25 protein-coding genes, 1 tRNA gene and 1 riboswitch are annotated in these 23,487 nt (G+C 64.1%); of the genes, 13 read left to right on the forward strand and 13 right to left on the reverse strand.

Annotated elements, in window-relative coordinates:
* The first annotated feature begins 311 nt into the window (after positions 1–311).
* Complete coding sequence (locus FJ543_RS01440; protein WP_140873454.1) at positions 312–1,562, forward strand: site-2 protease family protein; 1,251 nt, start codon at positions 312–314, stop codon at positions 1,560–1,562.
* A 20-nt stretch (positions 1,563–1,582) separates the two neighbouring features.
* Here FJ543_RS01440 and lipB read toward each other — a convergent pair whose 3' ends face one another.
* The 7 genes from lipB to FJ543_RS01475 form a co-directional block, all read right to left on the reverse strand.
* A complete protein-coding gene (lipB, locus tag FJ543_RS01445) occupies positions 1,583–2,326 on the reverse strand; it encodes a lipoyl(octanoyl) transferase LipB (protein ID WP_140873456.1) in 744 nt (247 codons plus the stop codon).
* Between the two features lie 143 nt (positions 2,327–2,469).
* Positions 2,470–2,554: transfer RNA gene (locus tag FJ543_RS01450), tRNA-Leu, on the reverse strand.
* Between the two features lie 188 nt (positions 2,555–2,742).
* Positions 2,743–3,642, reverse strand: a complete 900-nt coding sequence (gene sucD / locus FJ543_RS01455) for a succinate--CoA ligase subunit alpha (RefSeq protein WP_015317363.1) — start codon at positions 3,640–3,642, stop codon at positions 2,743–2,745.
* 14 nt (positions 3,643–3,656) lie between these two features.
* Entirely contained in the window at positions 3,657–4,841 is a 1,185-nt protein-coding gene (locus FJ543_RS01460) for a malate--CoA ligase subunit beta (protein ID WP_015317364.1), read from the reverse strand.
* 21 nt (positions 4,842–4,862) lie between these two features.
* Positions 4,863–5,825 (reverse strand): CoA ester lyase, encoded by a 963-nt coding sequence (locus FJ543_RS01465; protein WP_140873459.1) that lies wholly within the window; start codon positions 5,823–5,825, stop codon positions 4,863–4,865.
* An 11-nt stretch (positions 5,826–5,836) separates the two neighbouring features.
* Positions 5,837–7,027, reverse strand: coding sequence for an aminotransferase class V-fold PLP-dependent enzyme (locus tag FJ543_RS01470; RefSeq protein ID WP_140873461.1), 1,191 nt, complete (start codon positions 7,025–7,027; stop codon positions 5,837–5,839).
* A gap of 123 nt (positions 7,028–7,150) precedes the next feature.
* Complete coding sequence (locus FJ543_RS01475; RefSeq protein ID WP_140661014.1) at positions 7,151–7,819, reverse strand: response regulator transcription factor; 669 nt, start codon at positions 7,817–7,819, stop codon at positions 7,151–7,153.
* A gap of 387 nt (positions 7,820–8,206) precedes the next feature.
* Here FJ543_RS01475 and mgtE point away from each other — a divergent pair, with 387 nt between their 5' ends.
* Complete coding sequence (gene mgtE / locus FJ543_RS01480; protein WP_015317368.1) at positions 8,207–9,625, forward strand: magnesium transporter; 1,419 nt, start codon at positions 8,207–8,209, stop codon at positions 9,623–9,625.
* Between the two features lie 139 nt (positions 9,626–9,764).
* Positions 9,765–10,151 (forward strand): MerR family DNA-binding transcriptional regulator, encoded by a 387-nt coding sequence (locus tag FJ543_RS01485; protein ID WP_006203215.1) that lies wholly within the window; start codon positions 9,765–9,767, stop codon positions 10,149–10,151.
* 6 nt (positions 10,152–10,157) lie between these two features.
* Here the strand turns inward: FJ543_RS01485 and FJ543_RS01490 are convergent, their stop codons facing one another.
* Together FJ543_RS01490 and FJ543_RS01495 are read right to left on the reverse strand one after the other, a co-directional pair.
* Positions 10,158–10,664 carry an isoprenylcysteine carboxylmethyltransferase family protein gene (locus FJ543_RS01490; protein ID WP_140723996.1) on the reverse strand — a complete coding sequence of 169 codons (507 nt, stop codon included), beginning with the start codon at positions 10,662–10,664 and terminating at the stop codon, positions 10,158–10,160.
* Complete coding sequence (locus FJ543_RS01495) at positions 10,661–11,659, reverse strand: DUF1624 domain-containing protein (RefSeq protein WP_140873463.1); 999 nt, start codon at positions 11,657–11,659, stop codon at positions 10,661–10,663. Before FJ543_RS01495 ends, FJ543_RS01490 begins: the two co-directional genes overlap by 4 nt.
* Before the next feature lie 236 nt (positions 11,660–11,895).
* On the opposite strand from FJ543_RS01495, the gene FJ543_RS01500 reads away from it, so the two are divergent.
* Positions 11,896–13,095 (forward strand): MFS transporter, encoded by a 1,200-nt coding sequence (locus tag FJ543_RS01500; protein ID WP_140873465.1) that lies wholly within the window; start codon positions 11,896–11,898, stop codon positions 13,093–13,095.
* A 3-nt stretch (positions 13,096–13,098) separates the two neighbouring features.
* Here FJ543_RS01500 and FJ543_RS01505 read toward each other — a convergent pair whose 3' ends face one another.
* Positions 13,099–14,274, reverse strand: coding sequence for an aromatic ring-hydroxylating dioxygenase subunit alpha (locus FJ543_RS01505; protein ID WP_140873467.1), 1,176 nt, complete (start codon positions 14,272–14,274; stop codon positions 13,099–13,101).
* A gap of 143 nt (positions 14,275–14,417) precedes the next feature.
* A riboswitch (cobalamin riboswitch) is annotated at positions 14,418–14,617 on the forward strand.
* 35 nt (positions 14,618–14,652) lie between these two features.
* Here FJ543_RS01505 and FJ543_RS01510 point away from each other — a divergent pair.
* From FJ543_RS01510 to cobO, 4 genes are read left to right on the forward strand one after another with little or no spacing between them, the layout of a single operon-like run.
* On the forward strand, positions 14,653–14,832 hold the full coding sequence (locus FJ543_RS01510) for a CbtB domain-containing protein (RefSeq protein WP_015317373.1): 180 nt from the start codon (positions 14,653–14,655) through the stop codon (positions 14,830–14,832).
* 15 nt (positions 14,833–14,847) lie between these two features.
* Positions 14,848–15,651: a CbtA family protein gene (locus tag FJ543_RS01515; RefSeq protein WP_140873469.1), complete on the forward strand. Its 804-nt coding sequence runs from the start codon at positions 14,848–14,850 to the stop codon at positions 15,649–15,651.
* The gene (gene cobU, locus FJ543_RS01520; RefSeq protein ID WP_140873471.1) at positions 15,644–16,159 is read left to right on the forward strand and encodes a bifunctional adenosylcobinamide kinase/adenosylcobinamide-phosphate guanylyltransferase; all 516 of its coding nucleotides are present in this window, start codon (positions 15,644–15,646) and stop codon (positions 16,157–16,159) included. The genes FJ543_RS01515 and cobU overlap by 8 nt, the downstream gene beginning before the upstream one ends.
* Before the next feature lies 1 nt (position 16,160).
* Positions 16,161–16,775, forward strand: a complete 615-nt coding sequence (gene cobO, locus FJ543_RS01525) for a cob(I)yrinic acid a,c-diamide adenosyltransferase (RefSeq protein ID WP_140873473.1) — start codon at positions 16,161–16,163, stop codon at positions 16,773–16,775.
* Here cobO and cbiB read toward each other — a convergent pair.
* The gene (cbiB, locus tag FJ543_RS01530; protein WP_140873475.1) at positions 16,772–17,746 is read right to left on the reverse strand and encodes an adenosylcobinamide-phosphate synthase CbiB; all 975 of its coding nucleotides are present in this window, start codon (positions 17,744–17,746) and stop codon (positions 16,772–16,774) included. The genes cobO and cbiB overlap by 4 nt on opposite strands.
* Here cbiB and cobD point away from each other — a divergent pair.
* Positions 17,745–18,791, forward strand: coding sequence for a threonine-phosphate decarboxylase CobD (gene cobD, locus FJ543_RS01535; RefSeq protein WP_140873477.1), 1,047 nt, complete (start codon positions 17,745–17,747; stop codon positions 18,789–18,791). The genes cbiB and cobD overlap by 2 nt on opposite strands.
* Positions 18,788–19,297 (forward strand): tyrosine phosphatase family protein, encoded by a 510-nt coding sequence (locus FJ543_RS01540; RefSeq protein WP_140822082.1) that lies wholly within the window; start codon positions 18,788–18,790, stop codon positions 19,295–19,297. The genes cobD and FJ543_RS01540 overlap by 4 nt, the downstream gene beginning before the upstream one ends.
* Here the strand turns inward: FJ543_RS01540 and FJ543_RS01545 are convergent, their stop codons facing one another.
* Both FJ543_RS01545 and FJ543_RS01550 read right to left on the reverse strand, forming a co-directional pair.
* Entirely contained in the window at positions 19,298–20,101 is an 804-nt protein-coding gene (locus tag FJ543_RS01545) for a creatininase family protein (RefSeq protein ID WP_140615863.1), read from the reverse strand.
* A 56-nt stretch (positions 20,102–20,157) separates the two neighbouring features.
* Positions 20,158–20,541: a RidA family protein gene (locus FJ543_RS01550; RefSeq protein ID WP_140615865.1), complete on the reverse strand. Its 384-nt coding sequence runs from the start codon at positions 20,539–20,541 to the stop codon at positions 20,158–20,160.
* 267 nt (positions 20,542–20,808) lie between these two features.
* Here FJ543_RS01550 and FJ543_RS01555 point away from each other — a divergent pair, with 267 nt between their 5' ends.
* Genes FJ543_RS01555 through FJ543_RS01565 form a run of 3 tightly spaced genes read left to right on the forward strand, consistent with a single transcriptional unit; the run spans position 20,809 to position 23,484 of the window.
* Entirely contained in the window at positions 20,809–21,813 is a 1,005-nt protein-coding gene (locus FJ543_RS01555; protein ID WP_015317382.1) for an ABC transporter substrate-binding protein, read from the forward strand.
* Positions 21,814–21,824: 11 nt separating this feature from the next.
* Positions 21,825–22,649: an ABC transporter ATP-binding protein gene (locus FJ543_RS01560; RefSeq protein WP_140873492.1), complete on the forward strand. Its 825-nt coding sequence runs from the start codon at positions 21,825–21,827 to the stop codon at positions 22,647–22,649.
* Complete coding sequence (locus FJ543_RS01565) at positions 22,636–23,484, forward strand: ABC transporter permease (protein ID WP_015317384.1); 849 nt, start codon at positions 22,636–22,638, stop codon at positions 23,482–23,484. The genes FJ543_RS01560 and FJ543_RS01565 overlap by 14 nt, the downstream gene beginning before the upstream one ends.
* Positions 23,485–23,487: the final 3 nt, after the last annotated feature.

The raw sequence follows: 23,487 nt of genomic DNA on the forward strand, positions 1-23,487 counted from the left end.
CTTAACCCTGCTAATCTGATCGCTCCGAGATTCTGGATGCGGTCGGATTCTGTTCGTTGACAATGGAACAAAATTAGAACAAATTAGAAACATATCAACAACAGGAGAGAGTTATGACCGATCTGGTTCAGGATGTCATCTCACTGGTTTGCATGAGCGCGTTTCTTGTCTCCATGGCGATCTGGATCGGAGCCATGTGATCTGGCGGCGTCGGCCGTCGCTGTTTCTCGATGCCAATGCCGCCCCGCCGTTAAGCTTTTCTTGCCGCAGCAAAGTTAGGGTGCGGCTCCAAGGCAGGGAGCAACGTCCAGGTGTCGCCCATCGTCACGGCCATTCTCGTGGCCAGCAATCTCGGGCTGATCTTTCTCCTGATGACCGTGCCGCTTGGTTTGCGCACGGTCAGGTCGAGCCGCATCGTGGCGATGGACCGGCAGCGCCTGTGGCAGGCGCTGTGGCCGCTCGGCAGCGATGCCGGCTGGTCCGGCGAGATCCTGTCGGCGCAGCCGCTGGACGAAGAGGGCGTCGCCCGCATCACGCTCTCTTGGGAAGGCCGCGATGGCAAGCCGATAGAGCGCAGGGCGCGGTTTGAAGATGTCGTCGAGGGCAACCGCTTCTCGATGCGGGTGATCGAGGACACCGCGCTCGATGGCTCGTTCTGGAAGGACTATGGCGAGACCGCCGAACTGGTTTCGGAGGGCAGCGGCACGCGCGTGACGCTCAGCCGGACCGACCGGTACCGCGGCGTGGCTTTCCTGGTGTTTCGCTATTTCGCCATGCGCCGCGAGCTCTCCAAGCTGCAGCGTTGGGCAAGGACCGGGCAGTATCGCAAGGGTGGCTGGTTCGAGCATCCGCTGAGCCAGGTCGGCTTTGCCGTGCTGTCGGCATTGATGCTGTGGCCGTTCTTCGGGCTTCACCTCGGCGGGCTGGCGCTGGCCGCGATCCTGACGTCGGTGGTGGCGCTGCACGAACTCGGCCACATGGCGGCGTTCCGGCTGACGGGCCATCGCAGGGCGCGGATGATCTTCATCCCGCTGCTTGGCGGCATCGCCATTGGCGGCCGGCCCTATAACAGCCGTTTCGAAGTGGCCTTCGTGGCGTTGATGGGGGCGGGGTTTTCCGCCTTCCTGGTGCCGATCGTCATCGCTGCCAGCGTGCTTGCCGGCGGCGAGGGTCACAAGGCGGCTGCCGCGCTGCTCGCCGCACTCGCAGGCTGCGCTGCCCTGTTCAACATCGCCAATCTGGTGCCGGTGTGGAAGTTCGACGGCGGCCAGGTACTGCGACAGATCTGCCCCGGGCCGGTCGTCCTGGCGCTGGCGTCCTTCTCGCTGCTTTCGGCCTTTCTGGCGCTTGGCTGGCGGGCCGGTTTTTCCCTGGGCTTCCTGCTCGCGGCCGGTGCGGTATTTTCGATTCTCAGCCTGCTCACCGTCGGCAGCGGGGTGAAGCCACGCCACGAACTGGAGCCGATCGGCACTGTCGACCGTTTGGTCATCGCCGGGGCCTTGCTGGCGGTGTTCGCCATCCACGGCTGCGGTGTGCTGTGGGCGTCAGGGCAGTTGCTCTGAGCTGGTTGGGCCCGAAAGGATCAACCCGTCTTGCGGGCAGCCTCGGCCGGCAAAGCCGCCACGGGACCAAAAACATCCTCGAAGGCTGATTTCAGCGCCAGATCCAGATCGGCCATGCCGAGGGGCAGGCCGAGGTCGACAAGGCTGGTGACGCCGTGATCCTGGACGCCGCAGGGCACGATGCCGCCGAAATGGGAAAGGTCCGGCTCGACATTGATGGCAATGCCGTGGAAGCTCACCCACCGCCGCAGCCTTATGCCGATTGCCGCGATCTTGTCCTCGGCAGGTGAGCCGTCGGGCAAAGCTGGGCGATCAGGCCGTACCACCCAGACGCCGACCCGGTCCTCGCGGCGTTCGCCGCGCACGTTGAAGGCGGCGAGCGTGCCGATGATCCACTGTTCGAGCGCCGCGACGAAGGCGCGTACGTCCTCGCGCCGGCGCTTCAGGTCGAGCATGACATAGGCGACCCGCTGGCCAGGCCCATGATAAGTATATTCGCCGCCGCGTCCGGCGGCAAAGACCGGAAAGCGGTCAGGTTCGATCAGGTCCTCGATGTGGGCGCTGGTGCCGGCGGTGTAGAGCGGCGGATGTTCGACAAGCCAGACCATTTCGCCGGCAGCCCCGCCGCGGATCGCCTCGGCGCGCGCCTCCATGAACGCAAGCGCATCGGGATAGGCGGTAAGGCCGGGCTCGACCAGCCATTCCACCGGGGCCGAACCGGGCAAGGGCAGGAACGACGTGGCAATCTGGCTGCGTTCTGGCATGGGGTCTCTCTTGTCGCCTCCCATATGGCGATATCAAGCAGAAACGTCCAGTTCGCCGTGCGCTTGGGCGCCGGGCATCCGACGCGCCGGCAAGACAATGAGCGCTTGCTGGTTCAGTTCGCAGCTGTGTCGTCAAGATGATTTGGTGCGGTCGAGAAGACTCGAACTTCCACGGGTTGCCCCACAGCGACCTCAACGCTGCGCGTCTACCAATTCCGCCACGACCGCACGTGGTAGAGCCGGAACCGACCGGCTCGCGGCGTGTAGCAAATCGTTTCCAGCGAAACAAGTGCGCCACGAGTATTTAATCGCTGGGAATGGCTATAACGGATCAATCGCTTTGCGCGCCCGAAAACGAAGGCGGCGGCGCGTCTTGGAGACTGCGTCGCCGCGTCGGCTTTCGCCCGACCCTGCGGCTACGCCGCCTGCTTCCTCCGCGCCAGCGTATCTGCCACAACCTCGCCAAACGATGACGGCGTCGGCACGATGATGACGCCGGCCTCTTTCAGGATCTCGACCTTTTCCTGCGCGGACTCGCCGAAGGCCGAGATGATGGCGCCGGCATGACCCATGCGGCGGCCTTTGGGGGCGGACAGGCCGGCGATGTAGGCGATCAGCGGCTTCCTCATATTGTCGCGCGCCCAGATCGCGGCTTCGGCTTCCTGCGGTCCGCCGATCTCGCCGATCATGACCACGGCGTCGGTCTCGTCGTCCTGCTCGAACAGCTTCAGAACGTCCTTGAAGGAGGAGCCGTTGATCGGATCGCCGCCGATGCCGACGCTGGTCGACACACCGATGCCGAGCGCCTTCATCTGCGAGGCGGCTTCATAGCCCAGCGTTCCCGAACGGCCGACGATGCCGATGCGGCCGGGCAGGTAGATCGAGCCGGGCATGATGCCCATCAGCGCCTGTCCCGGCGTGATGATGCCGGCGCAATTCGGCCCGACCAGCCGCATGCGGTCCTCGAAGCGGTAGCGGCGCATATAGCGCTTGACCTGCATCATGTCCTGCGAGGGGATGCCGTCGGTGATGCAGACGCAGAGCTTTATTCCCGCATCCGCCGCTTCCATGATCGAATCGGCTGCAAAGGGCGGCGGCACGAAGACGATGCTGGCTTCGGCACGGGTCTCGCGCACCGCGCCCTTGACCGTGTTGAAGACGGGCAGGCCGAGATGCGTCTGGCCGCCCTTGCCGGGGGTGACACCACCGACGAGCTTGGTGCCGTAGCGCTTCATGTCCTCGGCATGGAAGCTGCCGATCTTGCCGGTGAAACCTTGCACGATGACGCGTGTGCTGCGGTTGAGCAGGATTGCCATTTTTCCGTCCTCCCTCAGGCTGCTTTTTTGTTGGTGGCCACGCGCCAGGCGGCGACGGCTTTTTCGGCGGCTTCGGCGAGCGTGTCGGCGACGATCACCGCCTCGCCGGAATCGGCCAGGATCTTGCGCCCTTCCTCGGCCCTGGTGCCGGACAGCCGCACCACCAGCGGCACGTTGACGCCGACCTCGCGGATCGCCTTGATGACGCCCTCGGCGACCCAGTCGCAACGGTTGATGCCGGCAAAGATGTTGACCAGGATGGTCTCGACATTCTTGTCGCCGAGCACGGCGCGGAAGGATTTCGCGACCCGCTCGGGCGAAGCGCCGCCGCCGATGTCGAGGAAGTTGGCCGGCTCGCCGCCAGCGATCTTGATCATGTCCATCGTCGCCATGGCGAGCCCGGCGCCATTGATGATGCAGCCAATATTGCCGTCGAGGCCGACATAGGAGAGGCCGCGATCGCTGGCGAAGGTTTCGCGCGGGTCTTCCTGGCTCTTGTCGCGCAATTCGGAGATTTCGGGCCGCCGGAACAGCGCGTTCTCATCGAACGACATCTTGGCGTCGAGTGCCACCAGGCTGCCGTCGCGGGTCACCACCAGCGGATTGATCTCCAGCATCGAGGCGTCGTAGTCGCGGAACACCTGGTAGCAGCTGAAGATGGTCTCGGTCGCCTTGCCGATCAGACTGTCCTCCAGGCCGAGCCCGAAGGCGATCTCGCGCGCCTGGAAGCGCTGCATGCCGACGCCAGGATCGACGGTGGCGCGGATGATCGAATCGGGTGCCTTCTCGGCTATCTCCTCGATCTCCATGCCGCCGGCGGCCGAGGCCACGATCATGACGCGCTCTTCCTTGCGGTCGAGCACGAAGCCGAGATAGAGCTCCTGCGCGATGTCGACGGCTTCCTCCAGATAGAGGCGCGAGATCAGCTTGCCACGCGGGCCGGTCTGGTGCGTCACCAGCTTGCGCCCGAGCATGGCTTCGGCGGCGCTGGAAATTTCCTCATCATTGGCGCAGAGCTTGATGCCGCCGGCCTTGCCGCGCGCGCCGGAATGAACCTGCGCCTTCAGCACCCATTTGCCGCCGCCGATCTCGCGCGCCCGGTAGGTCGCCTGTTCGGGGCTGTAGGCCAGGCCGCCACGCGGCACATGGATCCCATGCCGGGCGAGCAGTTCCTTGGCTTGGTATTCGTGGATGTCCATTCTTTTCTCCTCCCCAAATCGTCAAAGTGCCGCGATGTGCTGCTGGCCGGCGCGTTCGATGGCGTCGTTGACCACCAGAACGTTGCGCGCCATGCGTTCCGACGCGGCGTCGATCATCTTGCCGTCGAGCGCGGCGGCACCCTTGCCCTGCGCCTCCGCCTCCTTCAGCACTTCGAGAATGCGGCGGGCGCGCGTGACTTCCTTCTCCGGCGGCGAGAAGACATCGTTGGCCAAGGCAATCTGCGAGGGATGGATCGCCCATTTGCCTTCGATGCCGAGCGCGGCGGCGCGTCTGGCGGCCGCCTTGTAGCCTTCAGGATCTGAGAAATCGCCGAACGGTCCGTCGATGGCCCGCAGGCCGTAGGCGCGGCAGGCGACGGTCATCCGCGACAGGGCGAAATGCCACTGGTCGCCGGGATAGTCGGGATTGAGGCCGCCAATATTGACGGTCCGCGCCTTGCAGCTTGCCGCATAGTCGGCAACGCCGAAATGCATGGCTTCCAGCCGTCCAGGGGTGGCGGCGATAGCCTCGACATTGGCCATGCCGAGCGCGGTCTCGATCAGGGCTTCCAGGCCGACACGGGTCTTGAAGCCCTTGGCCATCTCGATCTGGTTGACCATGGCCTCGACCATGTAGAGGTCGGCCGGAACGCCGACCTTGGGCACCAGTATGGTGTCCAGCCGGTCGCCGGCCTGCTCCATGACGTCGACAACGTCGCGGTACATGTAGTGCGTGTCCAGCCCGTTGATGCGCACCGAGACGGTCTTGCCCTTGGCGCGCCAGTCGATGTCGTTCAGGGCCTGGATGATGTTCTTGCGTGCGCGTTCCTTGTCGGGCGGCGCGACGGCGTCCTCAATGTCGAGGAAGACGAAGTCGGCGGCGCTGTTGCCCGCCTTGTCGATCATCTCCGGGCTGGAGCCTGGAACCGCCAGCTCGCTGCGCTGCAGCCTGAGTTTCTTGAGGTGGTTAATGGTGTGGCTCATCGTCAACTCCCTCAGGCGGCTTCGGCGACCGGCACCGCGGCCGAGGCGCGGAAATGCTGGATGGCGGCGCCGACGCCGGAGCCCGGTGCCAGCCGGACCCCACAATCGAGCAGCGCCATTTCCGCCGCCGAAAGCGAGGCCAGCACCATCACCTCGTTCAGCCAGCCGAGATGGCCAATGCGGAAAACCTTGCCGAACACCTTGTTGAGGCCGCCGCCCAGCGATGTCTGGTAAGCCTGGTAGGCGCGCTTGACGACGTCGCCGCTATCGATGCCATCCGGCACGAGAATGGCGCTGACCGTGTCCGAATGCCATTTTGGCGCCCTGGCGCAGAGTTTCAGGCCCCACGCGTCGACCGCCTTGCGCACGCCTTCGGCGAGGCGATGGTGCCGGGAGAAGATGGTCTCCAGCCCTTCCTCGGCGATCAGGTCGAGCGAGGCGCGCAGGCCGCGCAGCAATTGTGTCGCCGGCGTGTAGGGGAAATAGCCGGCATCGTTGGCGCGGATCATGTCCTCGAAGGAGAAGAAGCAGCGCCGGTGGGTGGCGGTTCTCGAAGCGACGAGCGCCTTCCTGCTCACCGACAGGAAGCCAAGGCCGGCCGGCAGCATGAAGCCTTTCTGCGAGCCGCTGACGGCGCAGTCGACGCCCCATTCTTCCTGGCGAAAGTCGATCGAGCCGATTGACGAGACGCCGTCGACGAAAAGAAGGGCAGGGTGGTTCGCATCGTCGAGCGCGGCGCGGCAGCCGGCGACGTCGCTGGTGACGCCTGTCGCCGTCTCGTTCTGTGTGCAGAAAATCGCCTTGATGCGGTGCGTCTTGTCCGCCTTCAGCCGCTCCGCATAGAGTTCCAGCGGAACGCCGGTTCCCCATTCGCAGTCGATGACGTCGACCTCGAAACCGAGCCGTTCGGCCATGTCGACCCACAGATGCGAGAACTGGCCGAAACGCGACATCAAAACGCGGTCGCCTGGGCTGAGCACATTGGTCATCGCCGCTTCCCAGGCTCCGGTGCCCGAGGACGGGTAGATGAAGACGCGGCCGGTCTCGTTCTTGAAGACCCGTTTGATGTCCTCGAACAGCGGCAGGGTGAGGTCGGGGAAGGTGGCCGCGCGCATGTCCTCCATCGGCAGGTTCATCGCTTGGCGTACCTGCTCGGGGATGTTGGTCGGCCCGGGAATGAAAAGATGGGTGAAACCGGCCATGATGCGAACTCCTCCTGATCCAGCAAAGCGGTGGTGGGAGTTTCGTTTCGACGGCCGATGCCGACAACACCTTGGCGGGTAAGATCTCACCGCATGCGGGTGGGTATGGCCTACCCGGTCGCCCTACCCGAAAGGCTGCCTTTGGCTACGCCTCTCTCGTGAATAGAGCGCGACCGCCATGGCGCGGTTGCGGACGTCCAGCTTGTCGTACAGATTCTTGAGATGGTACTTCACGGTGTTTTCGGAGATGCCGGTCCGGGTGGCGATCTGCAAATTGGTCCAGCCGTCGGACAATACCGCCAGCAGTTCACGCTCGCGCACGGTAAGCCGGGATAGAGGCGTATCGTTGACCTTGTTGATGTCAATATAGGGGATGCAGATGCGGCCGTGCGCGACAGCCAGGATCGTGTCGAAGATGATGGCGGGATCGTCGAACTGGAAGCAGTAGCCCTGGGCCCCCAGGCGCACGCACTGTTTCAGGATGCCGATGTCATGGTCGTTTGAAAAGACCGCGATGCGAACGTCGAGCTTGCGGGTCTGGACCTCGGCCAGGACATCAGCGCCATCCATGTCGGAGAGCTTCCAGCCGATCACGGCGACATCGAACTCCTGGACCGCTGCCAGCTCCAGGAAATGCCTGCCGCTTTGTACGGAAGCCAAAAGCTCGAAGCGCCCGTCGCAGTCCAGCATTTCGCGCAGAGCCGATATGACGAGCGGATTGCGTTCGGCCACGACCACGCGAACGCGCCGCTCGTCGATTGCCTTGTTTTCTGTCCGCGACCTGATCTTCAAGGGCTTCCGGCTTTTTTGTTGCGGCTTGGAGGTCCAGCCGATGCCTGGACCTGCATCATGACAATTCTGCCCCAATCGCGCACGGGTGCTCTTTCCCCAGCGACATGCGCTGTCGCGTGGCCGGGCCACAAGCACACCCGCTTTGACGGAATCGACCAGGTTGCGCACGCCGGACAATGTCGCGTCGGTGGAAAACGACGCCTTTGCGCAAGCGGGATTTTTCGGCTGGAATTCCCGTGCGTTGGAGCGACGGGCTGCGAAATCGAATCATGCCGCCGCTCCAAATTTCTTGTTTGTGGTCGGACCCAAAACCGATTTCCACTTTTCGGAATCATGGTCTAGACCTGATTGGCAACCTTTCCGGGATTCTGATGGCTGGAGACGCTGGTGGAAGGCCAGGACAAGCAGACGACCTCCGCCAAGGCGGCTGACGACGCCCACGCCGACATCTATGGCGAGGACGGCGCGGTTCTTTCGTCCTTCCTTGCCCAGATCGGTGCGGCGATCGCCGACCGCGATACGCTGACCCTCAAGCGCGAAGTCGACGACCTGCATCAGTCGGAACTTGGCGACCTCATCGAGGCGCTGCATCCCGAGCAGCGGCGCGCGTTGGTCGAACTGCTGGGCGCCGACTTCGATTTTTCCGCGCTGACCGAAGTCGACGAGGCGATCCGCATGGATATCGTCGACAATCTGCCCAATGCGCAGATCGCGCAGGCCGTGCAGGCACTCGATTCCGACGACGCGGTCTACATTCTCGAAGACCTCGAGCCGGAAGACCAGGACGAGATCCTGTCGCAGCTGCCGTTCACCGAGCGGATCAGGCTGCGGCGCTCGCTCGACTACCCGGAAGAGACCGCCGGGCGGCGCATGCAGACCGAGTTCGTCGCTGTGCCGCCTTTCTGGACCATCGGCCAGACCATCGACTACATGCGCGAGGACAAGAACCTTCCGGACCGCTTCAGCCAGATCTTCGTCATCGATCCGACCTTCAAGTTGTTGGGGGCCATCGATCTCGACCAGATCCTGCGCGCCAAGCGCGCGGTCAAGGTGGGGGAGGTCATGCATGAGACGCGGCACGCCATTCCCGCCACCATGGACCAGGAAGAGGCGGCGCGGGAATTCGAACAATACGACCTTCTGTCGGCCGCGGTCGTCGACGAGAACGAGCGGCTGGTCGGCGTGCTGACCATCGACGACGTCGTCGACGTCATCCAGCAGGAGGCGGAGGAAGACCTGCTGCGCATGGGCGGCGTCGGTGACGAAGAGCTCTCCGACAGCATTCTGGCGACCTCGCGCTCGCGCGTTCCCTGGCTGCTCGTCAATCTGCTGACGGCATTCCTGGCGGCATCGGTGATCGGCCTGTTCGACCACACGATCGAGCGGATCGTGGCACTCGCCGTGCTGATGCCGATCGTGGCCGGCATGGGCGGCAATGCCGGTTCGCAGACCATGACCGTCACCGTGCGGGCGCTGGCGACCAGGGATCTCGACATCTACAACGCCGGCCGCATCATCCGCCGCGAGATGGGCGTCGGGTTCATCAACGGCATCGTCTTCGCCGTGCTGATCGGCATCGTCGCCGCAAGTTGGTTCCACGACCCTAATCTCGGCGGCATCATCGCGGCGGCTATGATCATCAACATGTTCGTGGCGGCCCTTGCCGGCATTCTGATCCCGCTGCTGCTCGACAGGTTCAAGGTGGATCCCGCGGTCGCTTCGGCGGTTTTCGTCACCACGGTCACCGACGTCGTTGGTTTCTTTGCCTTCCTCGGCCTCGCGAGCTGGTGGTTCGGCGTCCGGTAACGGTCTCAATTGACTTTTACGTAAATGCCGTGCGAGGCTTGTGCGGGGTGTCGCGTCGATTCCGGCGGACAAGGGTTTGGTTCGGGACAGAAGGGAGACGCCGCATGGCGATCGCCTGGAATCCCGGCAGGGAGTGACAATGCGGGAATATTATTCGATCACCGAGCTGACCCGCGAATTCGACGTGTCGACGCGGACGCTGCGTTTCTATGAAGACGAGGGATTGGTGCAGCCGGTGCGGCGCGGCCGCACCCGCCTGTTTCGCCCTTCCGACCGCCACCTCATCCGGCAGATCATGCGCGGAAAACGCCTCGGCTTCTCGATCAACGAGATCCGCGAAATCATCCAGATGTACAAGGAGCCGCCGGGCGAGGTCGGGCAGCTCAAGCTGATGATCAAACGCATCGAGGAAAAGCGCGAAGACCTCAGGCAGAAACGTCGCGACCTGGAGGAGACACTGGCCGAACTCGACCAGGCCGAGGAGTCTTGCGTCGAGCGGCTGGTCGAGCTCGGCGTCAACACGTAGCCCTGCTCAAATCCAGCGCCGGACTCTTTTTGCATAGTCGCGGTATTTCTTGCCGAATTTCGCCGCCAATATCTTTTCCTCGCCCTCGATCGCGACCTTCTGGGTGACGAAGGCGGCCACGAAGGCAAGCAGGAAGAACCAGGCGATGCCCGAGACGAAGGCGACGCCGATCAACAGCAGCGTGTTGGCCAGGTACATCGGATTGCGGCTGACGCCGAAGGGGCCGGTCGTGACGAGATGATCGGGCACGGCGTTGGGATTGAGCGTGGTCCTGGCCCGTATCATGGTGCGGATCGCTGTGAACCAGAGTACGGCCACGGCGAACAATGCCACCCAGCCGGCGGCGAACAGGATGTCGCCAAGGAGATCGCCGATCCAGGGCAGCGGGATGTAGAGGCCGAGCACGACACTGATGAGGATGGCGGCGGCGTAGATCACCGGCGGCCACGGTACCAGCCCAGGCTTCGGCCCGGTCCCAGGCTTCGGTTCGATCCCAGGTTTTGGCCCGATCATTGTGTCTCTCCCTCCGTCATCTTGTCCTCGGTCTTGGCGGTGCACGTTGCGGCAAGATCGGACAGATGCGCCCTGAAGTCCGCAGTCTGGTCGTTGTTGAAGAGCCGATCAAGAGAGGCTTCGCCTTCGAGCGTTTCGAGCATGCAGCCGCAATAGCTCGAACAGAAGGTTGCGTTGCGCATCTGCTCGCACGATCGCTGGCAGGTTTTCAGGAAATTGACCTGCGGGGTTTCGACTTGCGCCGGCATCACTTGCGAGAACAGCCAGACGCAGCCGATCAGCAGCGGCTGGTGGATCAGGTAGAAAGCCAGGCTGTGGCGGCCGATGAAGACCAGCGGGTTGGACCAGCGTCCGGGCGCCAGGTTCGCCAGGCGTGCCCTTATGCCGGAAGTGGAGGCGAATTTGGCCACCGCAATGCCCGTAAGCACGGCGCCGAACCAGGGGAACAGCGGAACGTAGTCGTTGGAGCGCGGGTTGATCGCCGACAGGCCGATCCACCAGAGCCAGGGATGATCGAGGGCCTCGAAGCGCAGGTAGACTGGTGCCGCGATGACGAGCGCGGCGACGGCAAGCGTCAGCAGCGCCGGCAGGCGCAGGAACGCGAGGCCGAGCAGGCTGGCGAGCGCGATCTCGTGCAGGATGCCGAAAAAGATGAATCCGTCGGGCGTGGCGATGCGGGTGACGACCGAAATGGCGACCGCCGCGCCGGCGATCATGGCGAACCGCTTCCAGAAGCCGTTCCAGCGGATCTGTCGGCCATGGGCGAGATAGAGGCTGACCCCGACCAGGAACAGGAAGGTCGATGCGATGCAGCGGGCGTAGAACTTCCACCAGCCGAAGGCGGTGAGGCCGGGATCGGTGTAGCCGAAGAATTCCAGGTCCCAGGTGAAGTGGTAGCTCGCCATCGCGATCAGCGCGATGCCACGCAAGATATCGATGGCGACGATGCGCTTCGATGGCTGCGGGACGGGTACGGTCGGCGTGTGGATGCTCATGGTCTCGCGATCTGATTCAGCCCCTCCACGACGACTATCACGGTTGCACCGGATAGAAGAAGACCGGGCGCCTTGGCCTGGACCGCGCGGCGGGGTCCGCGCCAGCCGCCGGGTTGGGCCAGCGCGGAAAAGCCTTTGACCGGCTTCGCTTTTTGCCGGATGTGCGTCGGTTTCCTCTTAATGGGCCTGAAATGTCCACGGCAGATTCGACGCCGCGATTCTGCTTTGGGGAAGCAATGTCCACCCATGTTCGCCATCCGATCTGGCTTCCGGCCCTCAAGGCCGCGGATGCGCGCACCTTCGCCTCGCTTTATGCGGTCGAATCCTTCGCCCGCGCCATGGTGTCGAGCGTCATACCGATCCAGGCCTACGAGATTCTCCACAACGAGCAGATCGTCTCGATACTTTACACCGCCGTGTCCCTGTTCGGCCTGTCGGTGACCTTGTTCATGCCGATGCTGATCCGCCGCTTCGCGCGGCGCTGGGTCTACACGGCGGGCGCCTGCCTGCTCGCCATCGGCTCGCTGTTCTTCGTCACCCATACGCTCGCCGGGCAACTGGCCGGGATGCTGTGCCGGGTGATGGGCGCCAGCGCGCTGTCGATCACGCTCAACCTCTACATCATGGATCACATCCGCAAGACCGATTTCATGCAGGCCGAATCGCTGCGCATGGCGTGGTCGATGGTTGCCTGGACCTGCGGGCCAACGCTCGGCATTTTTCTCTATACGCGCTTCGGCATTTATGCCGCGCATGGCGCGGTGGCGGTGTTCGCCATGGCTTTGCTGGCGCTGTTCTGGACCTATCGGCTGAGCGACAACCAGTCGATCCGCCCGGGCAAGACACGACCGGCCAATCCGCTCGCCAACATCGGCCGCTTCGTCGCCCAGCCGAGGCTGAGATTGGCCTGGCTGATAGCCTTCGGCCGTTCCTGCTTCTGGACGACCTTCTTCGTCTATGGACCGCTGTTCATGGTCATCACCGGCGAGGGCGAATTGGCCGGCGGCCTGCTGGTCTCGGCCGGCAACGCGCTGCTGTTCATGGCGATCTTCTGGGGCAAGGCGGGGAAACGCTTCGGCGGCCGCAGGACCATGACATTTGCCTATTTCGCCATGTCGGCGACGCTGCTGGCGGCCGGTGCCGTGGGCGAAACCGTGCCGTTGCTCACCGGTGCCTTCCTGCTGTGCGGCGCCTTCTTCACCATCGCGCTCGACGCGCTGGGTTCGACCGCCTTCATGCGCTCGGTGCGCTCCTATGAGCGCGCGCAGATGGCGGCGGTCTACCGCACCTATCTCGATTTTTCCGAACTGACGCCGCCGCTGGTCTATTCGGTGGTGCTGGCCTTCTTCGGTCTGGGCTCGGTGTTCGTCACGCTCGGACTGCTTGCCGCGTTTTGCGGCTTCATGACCTGGCGATATCTGCCGAAGTCGCTGTGATCTTCAGGCCTCGGGTGAGCGCGCAGCGTGCCGTTCGCGCACCCAATCGTGGAAGCGGTGAAGGTCGTACTCCTCGGGCATCAGCACGCCAGCTGTATGACGCATCGAGCGCAGGCCCTTCTGGTTGACCTCGCAGATTGCCGCGTCCTCCTCCAGCACCTGTGTGCCGAAGGCAACGATGTTGTCGATGTCGGTCTCAGCGAGCGCCTCGGGCGCGAACAGCCATTCCGCAGTCAATTCGGTCTGTTCGGAACCGAGCGGCGTCAGCCGCACGGTCCTGACATAGTCGACATGGCCGACGATGAACATCGACGGCAGGCTGGTGGAGTAAGTCTGACCGGCGGTTCGTTCCGCCGGCGTCAAGCCCGGGAAGACCGGCCCGTGCGCCTGCCCATCACGCGACCATGTCTCAGCCCCGGTGCGCAGGCCGCCGGAAAATTCCGGCGCGTCATTGTCGGCGTGACGGAGCCATTCGGGATCGTCATGCCGGCTCATCAGGCCGCGGCCATAGATCGGCACCAGCCGCGACAGGTCCTTGTGGACGCCCGGGCAGTGCAGGCACTCGTTGAAATTTTCCCAAAAAATCTTCCAGTTGCAGTTCATCACCTTGCGCAGCACGTGGCCCGATACCAGCGTTTCCAGCGGCCAGTTGCCGAGGTCGCCGGAGGCCGGATCGAAGGATAATTGCGCCGAGCCGGCGACATCTTCCGCAAGATTGACGAAGACGAAGCCCCGCCACACCGAGAGCGCGACGCGATAAAGCGGGTGATCGGCCTTGTCGAAGCCGTCAGGCAGCGATTTCGACGGCACGCGCACCAGATCGCCACGCAGCGAATAGGACCAGGCATGATACGGGCAGGTGATCAGCCGCGCCTTCAGCCGGCCCTGGCTTTCCTGGCAAAGCTGCGAGCCGCGATGCCGGCAGGCGTTGTGGAAGGCATGCAACTCGCCGGTGTCGTCGCGCAGCAGGAGGATTTCCTGCGTACCGACGCGGAAGGTGCGGAACGCCAAAGGCTGGGCAAGGTCGGCCTCGCGGCAGACGAGCAGCCAGTTCCTGTACCAGATGGCGTCGAGATCGCGCTGATAGTTGTCCTGGTCCCAATAGGCCGACGAGGGCAGCGTCGGCTCGGTTCGAGTCAGGCCGTTATAGGGCACGCGCTCGCTGGCATTGGGCTGCATGGCTGGCTTCCCGTGAGGGGTGCCAGCCGACACCCGGCCATGAAGTTTGTCAATCGGGACGGGATGAGGGCAGCTTCGCCGATACGGCGCTCCTGCGTTGGCGGCTGTCGGAATTTGGTTTGCCGGGCGCGGCGAATTTCCCTATAGTCACCGATGTCGTCGGTTCCTTTTTGGAGCCAAGAGGGAATGCGGTGCGGGCAGGAATTCCTGCCCAATGCCGTGGCTGCCCCCGCAACTGTGTGCGGTAGTCCTCTCCATATGCCACTGAAGATTTTTCTTCGGGAAGGTGGGGAAGGGCGCTTATCCGCGAGCCAGGAGACCTGCCGGCGACAGGAAACTGACTTCGATGCCCTCGGGTGGAGGGCGAAAGGACAAGACATGACTACCGCTTCCGTCTCCCTCGGCGCCTCCGTCTCCTCGCAGTCGCGCTTCATGCAGCTTGCGCTCGCGGCGCTGCTCGGCATCTTCGTCGTCGGCTTTGTCGGCTTCTCGCATATCGATGCGGTCCACAATGCTGCCCACGACTATCGCCATTCGATGGCGTTTCCCTGCCACTAACGAGGATCCGACATCATGAATCTGTTTCGCAACGTCGTGTTCGTCGCGGCGATCGCGGGGCTCGTGGCCGGTGTCGTTCTCGCCTGCATGCAGGCCTATGCCACCGTGCCGCTGATCCTCAAGGCGGAAGTCTACGAAAAGGCCGGCGGCGGCCACCACCATGATCACGCGGCCGCACCAGCGGCGACCAATGATGCCATGAGCACGGTGGCGCCCGCTGGGAATGCCATGAGCTCTGCCGCGCCCGCGGGCACCGATGCCGTGACACCGGCGGAGGAAGACGAAGGCTGGGCGCCGGCCGACGGTTTCGAGCGTTTCGCCTTTAGCGTGGTTGCCAATATCGTCACCGGCATCGGCTTCGCACTGGTCCTGGTCGCGGTTTCCGAGTTCTTCGGCGGCGTCGGCAACTGGCGCCAGGGTGTGTTCTGGGGTTTGGCCGGCTTTGCCGTGTTCACACTGGCACCGGGTCTCGGACTGCAGCCGGAACTGCCGGCAATGCCGGCGGCCGATCTTCTGCCGCGCCAGATCTGGTGGACGGCGACGGCGGCCGCGACCGCGACCGGCCTGGGCCTGATCGTGTTTCGCAGATCGTTGCCATTGACCATCCTCGCCGTCTTGCTGATCGTCGCGCCGCATGTCGTCGGCGCGCCGCAGCCCGACAGTTTCGAAACACCGATCCCGGAAGGCCTACACCATCAGTTCGTGGTGGCGGTGACGGTGACCAATCTGGTGTTCTGGCTGGTGCTCGGCGCGATCGTGGGCGTGGTGCGCAGGCGCTTCACCGGCATGGCGACCAGCCTGCGCGACAGCTTTGCCTGATCGCGGCAGGCTGACCTTCATCATCGGTGGTGCGCGCTCCGGCAAGAGCGCGCACGCCGAAACCCTGATGACGGCATTGCCCTCGCCATGGGCCTATATCGCCACGGCGCAAGCCTATGACGACGAGATGCGCGAGCGCATCGCGCTGCACCGCTCGCGGCGCGGTGAGGGCTGGTCGACCATCGATGCGCCACTCGACCTCGCCGAAGCGCTGGAGGCGTTCCCAGACGGTCAGCCGGTGCTTGTCGACTGCCTGACGCTGTGGCTGACCAATCACATGCTGGCCGATCACGACGTCGAGGCCGCGTGCCGGCGGCTGGCGGACGTGCTGTCGCGGCCGCGCGGACCGTGGTTCGTGGTAACGAACGAGGTCGGGCAAGGCATCGTGCCCGACAACGCGCTGGCGCGTCGGTTTCGTGACGATGCCGGCCGGCTCAACCAGCGGGTCGCCGCGATTGCCGACACGGTGCTGCTCATGGTGGCGGGGCTACCGCTCAAGGTGAAGTGAAATGACCGATATCGACGACAAGGATGAAGAACGCCATCGCGCCAAGATGGCCAAGCGCAAGGCGGTGCAGGACGCCGAGGTTGCGGGCAAGACGATCGAGAAGGGGTTGCTGATCGTCAACACCGGTCCCGGCAAGGGCAAGACCACGGCCGCCTTCGGTCTCGCGCTACGCGTGCTCGGCTACGGCAAGCGCGTCGGCGTCGTTCAGTTCATCAAGGGCAAATGGCACACCGGCGAGAAGGACGCCTTTGCCGCCTTTGGCGATCGCGTCGTCTGGCATGCAATGGGCGAGGGTTTCACCTGGGAGACGCAGGACCTGAAGCGCGACATCGCGGCCGCCGAGGCCGCCTGGGCCAAGGCGCTGGAATTGATCGCCGACCCCTCGATCAACCTTGTCGTGCTCGACGAGCTCAACATTGCCTTGCGCTACGACTATCTCGCTCTCGACAAGGTGGTTGCGGCGCTCAAGGCTCGCCGCGAAGGCCTGCATGTCGTCGTCACCGGCCGCAACGCCAAGCCGGCACTGATCGAGGCGGCGGACCTGGTCACCGAGATGGGGGCGACAAAGCACCATTTCTCGGCGGGCGTGAAAGCGCAGCAAGGCATCGAGTTCTAGAAAACCAGAACGGCGATCAGCGCGACCAGGCCGAACAAGCCGATCAGCAGGTAGTCCGCGACCCGGTAAAGCTTGAGCGCCCGCCTGATATCGCCGCTGTCGACATCTCGGCGCCCGCCTTCGCCCATGAAGATGTCGTCGACCATGACACCGCCATAGCTGCGTGGTCCGGCGAGCGCCAGCCCGAGTGCGCCGGCCATGGCCGCTTCCGGCCAGCCGGCATTGGGCGAGCGGTGTTTTTTCGCGTCGCGCCGTACCGCCTGCCAGGCGCCGCGGGGGTCGGCGCCCTCGACCAGGAGGGAAGCGAGCACGATCAGCAGCGCCGTCAGCCGTGATGCCGGCAGGTTGATCCAGTCGTCGAAGCGCGCCGCCGCCCAGCCGAAGGCCTCATGGCGCGGAGTCCGGTGGCCGATCATCGAATCGGCGGTGTTGGCCGCCTTGTAGGCGGCGCCGCCGGCGAGCCCTCCGACCCCGGTCCAGAAGACGGGGGCGACGATGCCGTCGGAAAAATTTTCTGCCAAGCTCTCGATCGCCGCGCGGCAGACGCCGGCGCGGTCGAGCGTCTCGGGATCACGGCCGACGATCCGCGAAACGGCGGCCCGGCCCATGTCGAGGCCTCCGCTGTCGAGCGCATCGGCGACGGCTTCGACATGCTCGTAAAGGCTTTTCTGCGACAGAAGCGATGTCGCCAGAAAGACGGCAATGATCCATCCCAGGGGGACGAACCAGAGCAGAACAAGCTGCACGCAAAGGCCTGCTATCGCAGGCACCAGCACAATGACCAGAAGCGCCTGGACACCACGTTGGCGACGCAGCGCGTCGGGATCAGTGGCGCGGTTGAGCCGCAAGTCGAGAAAGGATATCAGCCTGCCGAACCATGTCACCGGATGGCCGATGGCGCGAAACAGCCAGTCGGGATAACCAAGGGCGAATTCGACAATTAATGACAGGAAAGCGATCAGGACTGACATGAAGCTTCTTGAAGGAGCGGTGGACCATGGTGGAAGTCTTGGCCGGGCAAGGGCGCTTTTCCCCAATGCCGTGCTGCCTTTCGTCGACCTCTCGACCGGTATCAATCCGCACTCCTACCCGCTTTTCGACCTGCCCGCCACCTCGCTGTGGCGATTGCCAGAGGCCGCGCGTGGACGCGAACTGATAGAGATCGCGGCCAACACCTATGGCGCGCCTTCCCCAGCAAGCGTGCTGGCGGCCCCTGGCACACAGATCCTGTTGCCGCGCGTCGCCTCGCTGGTGAGGCCCGGCAAGGCAATGGTGCTGGGGCCGACCTATGCCGAACACGCCCGGGCGGCGGCGATTGCCGGGCACGACGTGGTCGAGGTCAGCGATTTCGCGGCGCTGGCGAAAGCCGACCTCGCCATCATCGTCAATCCGAACAATCCCGATGGGCGCGTCGTCGAGCGCGACCGGTTGCTGGTGCTGGCCGCCGGACTTCGCGCCAAGGGCGGGGTGCTGGTCGTCGACGAGGCGTTCATGGATGTCGGCCCACGCGAGCACAGCCTCGCCGGCGATGTCGGCCAGGGCGGGATCGTCGTGCTGCGTTCCTTCGGCAAGTTCTTTGGTTTGGCCGGCCTGCGGCTCGGGTTCGCGCTTGCCGACGCGCCGACGGCTGAACGGCTGGACATGCAGTTCGGGCCGTGGGCTGTCGCAGGACCGGCCCTGGAATACGGCATCCGCGCGCTCGCCGATCTCGACTGGCAGGATGCGATGCGGGCCTCGCTGGCGGAAGCGACGGTGCGGCTCGACGCGCTGTTTAGCCGTTTCGGCGTTCCCGTCGCGGGCGGCACCACGCTGTTCCGCTATCTCAGCCTGCCCGATGCCGGCGGCCTGTTTTCCGGGCTTGGCCAGAGCGGTATCCTGCTGCGGCATTTCTCCGAACGGCCGCATGCCCTGCGCGCCGGACTGCCGGGGAGCGAGGAGGAGTGGCGCAGGCTCGAATCCGCCCTTGCCGATTGGGCGTCGCGGCGCGAGGATCGGTCGAAAGGTTTCAAACAATGATCCATGTCTGCTCACTGGCGAAAATCGAGGAAGTGGTGGCCAGGACCGGCGCCGACCGCATGCTGTCGCTGCTCGCCGCCGGAACGGACGTAGTCCGACCGGCCTCGATCCCAAGGGAAAACCATCTGCACCTGGTCATGCACGACATCGCCGTGGCGCAGGACGGCATGACCATGCCGGGCGAGGAGCATGTCCGTAACCTGCTCGATTTCGCACGCCGCTGGGACCGGGCGAAACCAATGCTGGTGCACTGCTATGCCGGCATCAGCCGTTCGACCGCCTCGGCCTATATCATCGCCGCGGCTTTGGCGCCGAAACGCAACGAGGTGGAACTGGCGCGGACGCTGCGAGCGCTGTCACCTTCGGCGACGCCCAATCCGCGGCTGATCGCGGTGGCCGACGCGCTGCTCGAGCGCAACGGCCGCATGATCGAGGCGATCGAGTCGATCGGGCGCGGCGCCGACGCCTTTGAAGGCACGCCGTTCGCCCTCCAGATCGACGGTTAGCTATTTCAGCCACTCCGCGAGCTTGGCCTTGCGCACATCCCGCACCAGGTTGATGAACCCGTCAGCCTGATATTCCGCCGTCAGCCGGCCTTTCTCGGCTGTCGCGATGCTGGCGTCGCCGACCACGCCGTTCGGGTTGAGATCCCCGGCGATCCAGGCGAAGGCGTGGGTGCCTGTGTGGCGCAGCAGCGAGAATTCCTGCTCGGCCTTGGCGACGTTGGAAACGAAATTGTCGGCCTTGCCCATGTCGACGAGATCGGGCCGGAAATGCAGCATCAGTGACGTCTCGACATCGCCGCCATGAATGCCGTGACGATCCTCGAGTTCGGTGTACATGCCGGCCGGGCGGCCAAAGCGCTGCCAACTGGTCTTCACCGCCAGCATCTTTTCGCGCACGCGCAATTCCCGCGTGACGATGCCCATGATCTCCTCATTGCCGCCATGCGAATTGACGACGATGAGCTTGCGCACGCCGGCGCGCGCGATCGACAGGCCGAGCTCGGTCCAGGCGTCGACCAGCGTCGTTGCCGGCAAGGTGAGAGTGCCCGGCGCGTGCAGATGCTCGTTCGACTTGCCCACCGCCTGGACCGGCAGGATGCGGATGTCGAGATCGTCGGGCAAGCGTGAAATCACCGTGTCGAGCATGCCGTTCATGATCGAAGTGTCGGTCGACACAGGCAGATGCGGTCCATGCTGCTCGATCGCCGCCAGCGGCAGCACCGCGATTGTCGCCTCGGGATCGATCGAGGCGTATTCGGTGGTCCGGTAGTCGCCCCACCATACGCGTTTCTTGCCAGCAGTCATGTCACGCCTCTTCAAATGATCAGGTCAGACCTAGCGCGGTGCGGCCGGCCTGTCGATCACCCGGCCGCGATGGCCTCGACCTCGACCTTGAATTCGGGCCGGGCAAAGCCGGAAACGATCATCAGCGTCGAGGCTGGCGCCGGGCTCGAAAACAGCCGGTCGCGAACCTCCATATAGGGCCGCAGATGCGCGCGGTCGGTGACATAGGCGTTGATGCGAACGATGTCGCCAAGTCCCAGCCCGGCTTCGCCCAGAACCGCCGCGATGTTCCTGAAGCAGAGTTCGGCCTGCGCGCCGGCATCTTCCGGTATCTGGTCGTCCGCCGTGATGGCGACCTGACCCGAGCACAGCACCAGACGCTTGCCGGCCGGCACCTCGACGCCGTGGCTGTAGCGGGCAAAGGGTGGCTTGATCGACTTAGGGGTAAGGAATTTGAACATGGCAATCTCCTGGATATCGCCAGCCTAAGGCCGGATGCATTGCACCATCAAGATGGTGGTGCATGTCGCCGGTGCGATTGTGGACAGGCGTTCAAAAAATAGGCACGATGCCCTTCGGTGCAGCACGACCTTTCCGGCTTTCGCAGATGGCTGTGGTGCAGGCGGGCGGGTCCCGGCGCGCGACGCCGGTGGCATGTGTCTTGCTTCTTGAATCTTTGGTGTCAAGCACGGCGCGCAACGCGCCGGTGCAAATAAAGGGCGGTGTCAATGTACGTGAAACAGAAGATTTCGGCCGCGGTGGTGGCCCTGCTTGCGGCCAGCACGCTGGGCGCGGCGGCGAATGAAAAAGTCACTTTCGGCACCAACTGGCTCGCCGAGCCGGAACATGGCGGCTATTACCAGGCCGTGGCCGATGGCACCTACGCCGCCTGCGGTCTCGACGTCACCATCATGCAGGGCGGCCCGCAGGTCAGCGGCCGGCCGATGTTGCTCGCCGGCAAGATCGATTTTTACATGGGCGGCAATCTGCTGTCGGCCTTCGACGCCGTCCAGCAAGGCATTCCGATGCGTGTGGTGGCAGCCGACTTCCAGAAGGACCCGCAGGTCATCATGTCCCACCCCGGCGAGGGGCTCGACAAATGGGAAGACCTGAAGAACGCCGAGCAGTACATTCTGGGTGACGAAGGCGTGCAGACCTTCTTCCAGTGGATGGTCATCGAGCTCGGTTTCGACGCTTCAAAGCGCGTGCCCTACACCTACAACACCGCCCCTTTCCTCGCCAACAAGAAGTCGATCCAGCAGGGCTACGTCACCTCGGAGCCGTTCGCGGTCAAGAAGGAAGGCGGCTTCGTGCCGAACCAGTTCCTGCTCGCCGACTACGGCTGGGACACCTATTCGACCACGATCGAGGTGATGCAGGAGACGATCGACAAGAAGCCTGAGGTGGTCCAGTGCTTCGTCGATGGCTCGGCCAAGGGCTGGTACAAGTACCTCTACGGCGACAACAAGGCCGCCAACGACATGATCAAGAAAGACAATCCTGACATGAGCGACGAGCAGATCGCCTTCTCGATCGAGCAGATGAAGAAGTTCGGCCTGGCCGATTCCGGCGACACCGAGAAGCTCGGCATCGGCGCCATGAAGGAAGAACGGATCAAGAGCTTCTACGACAAGATGGTCAAGGCCAAGGTCACGCCTGAAGGCATCGACATCACGAAAGCCTACACGCTGGCCTTCATCAACAAGGGGGTCGGGCTCGAGCTGAAGAAATAGGCCGGCCCGGCATGATGCGGGAACAGGTGGCGCAAACGCCCGCCTCGGACATGGCTCCGACCTTGCTGGCGCTGCGTGGCGTCGGCAAGGTCTTTTCCAACGGCGTGACGGCGCTCAGCGATGTCGACCTGACGATCCGGGAAGGCGATTTCCTCAGCCTGCTCGGACCGTCGGGCTGCGGCAAGTCGACGGCGCTGCGGCTGATTGCCGGCCTGTCGACGCCGACATCCGGCGTGCTCGACTGGCGCGGCGGCGGCTCGCTCGACCGTGCCAATATCGGCTTCGTCTTCCAGGAGCCGACGCTGCTGCCCTGGGCCAGCGTCTTCGACAATGTCTGGCTGCCGCTCAGGCTGAAAGGCATTTCCCGCGCCAAGGCCGCCCCGGCGATAACGGAGATGCTGGCGCGGGTGCACCTCACCGGCTTCGAGGACGCCGTGCCGCGCGAACTCTCCGGCGGCATGAAGATGCGCGTCTCGATCGCGCGCGCCATGGTGACCAAGCCACGCGTGCTGTTGATGGACGAGCCGTTCGCGGCACTCGACGAGATCACCCGCTTCAAGCTCAACAACGACCTGCTGGAACTGTGGCAAGACGAGCGCTTCACCGTCGTCTTCGTCACCCACAGTGTGTTCGAAAGCGTGTTTCTCTCCAACCGCGTCGTCGTCATGGCGGCTCGGCCGGGGCGGGTGTTCGACGAACTCGCGATCGAGGCGTCCTATCCGCGCGATGAGGCGTTTCGCACCTCGCCTGACTATGCGGCCCTTTGCCGGCAAGCCTCGGATGTGCTGGTCAATGCCATCGATTCAACAGCGGGCTCGCATCATGACAGCCATTGACGGCACGTTGAAACTCGACCCCGAGGAAGCGCGCCGCGTGCGCCAGGAGCGGTTTGAGCGGATCGGCCGCTGGGTTCTGCCGCTGGCGATCATGATCCTGGCGATCTGGCTGTGGGACCGCATCTGCGTGTGGAACGAGATCCCGCAATACATCCTGCCGCGCCCCGGCGTCGTGCTGACAACGCTCTACAACGATGCCGGCCTGCTGTTTTCCGCACTGCTGGTCACCTTGCGCATCACCTTCCTCAGCCTGCTGCTGGCGGTGGTCGGTGGCGTCGGCCTGGCGGTCTTGTTCGCGCAGTCGAAATGGGTGGAGATGTCGTTCTTCCCCTTCGCCATCGTGCTGCAGGTGACACCGATCGTGGCGATCTTTCCGCTGATCAACATCTATGTCGACAATCAGACGACCAAGCTCCTGCTCTGCGCCTGGATCGTCGCCTTCTTCCCGATCCTGTCGAACACCACGCTCGGCCTCAACTCGGTCGACCGCAACCTGCGCGACCTGTTCAAGCTCAACGGCGCGACGCGCTGGCAGCAACTGCGCTATCTCAGGCTGCCGGCGGCCATGCCGTATTTCCTTGGCGGGCTGAAGATCGCCGGCGGCCTGTCGCTGATCGGCGCCGTGGTGGCCGAGTTCGTCGCCGGCGCCACCGGCCAGTCGTCCGGGCTTGCCTCGCGCATCATCGAAGCGGGTTACCGGCTCAACGCGCCAAGGCTGTTCGCGGCGCTGTTCCTGATATCGCTGACAGGCATCCTGATCTTTCTCGTGCTGTCGCTGATTTCGCATCTCATTTTGCGGCGCTGGCACGAGAGCGCGCTGAAGCAGGAGCGGTAGACC

This window comes from Mesorhizobium sp. B2-5-7, assembly GCF_006440875.1.
Taxonomy (GTDB): Bacteria; Pseudomonadota; Alphaproteobacteria; order Rhizobiales; family Rhizobiaceae; genus Mesorhizobium; species Mesorhizobium australicum.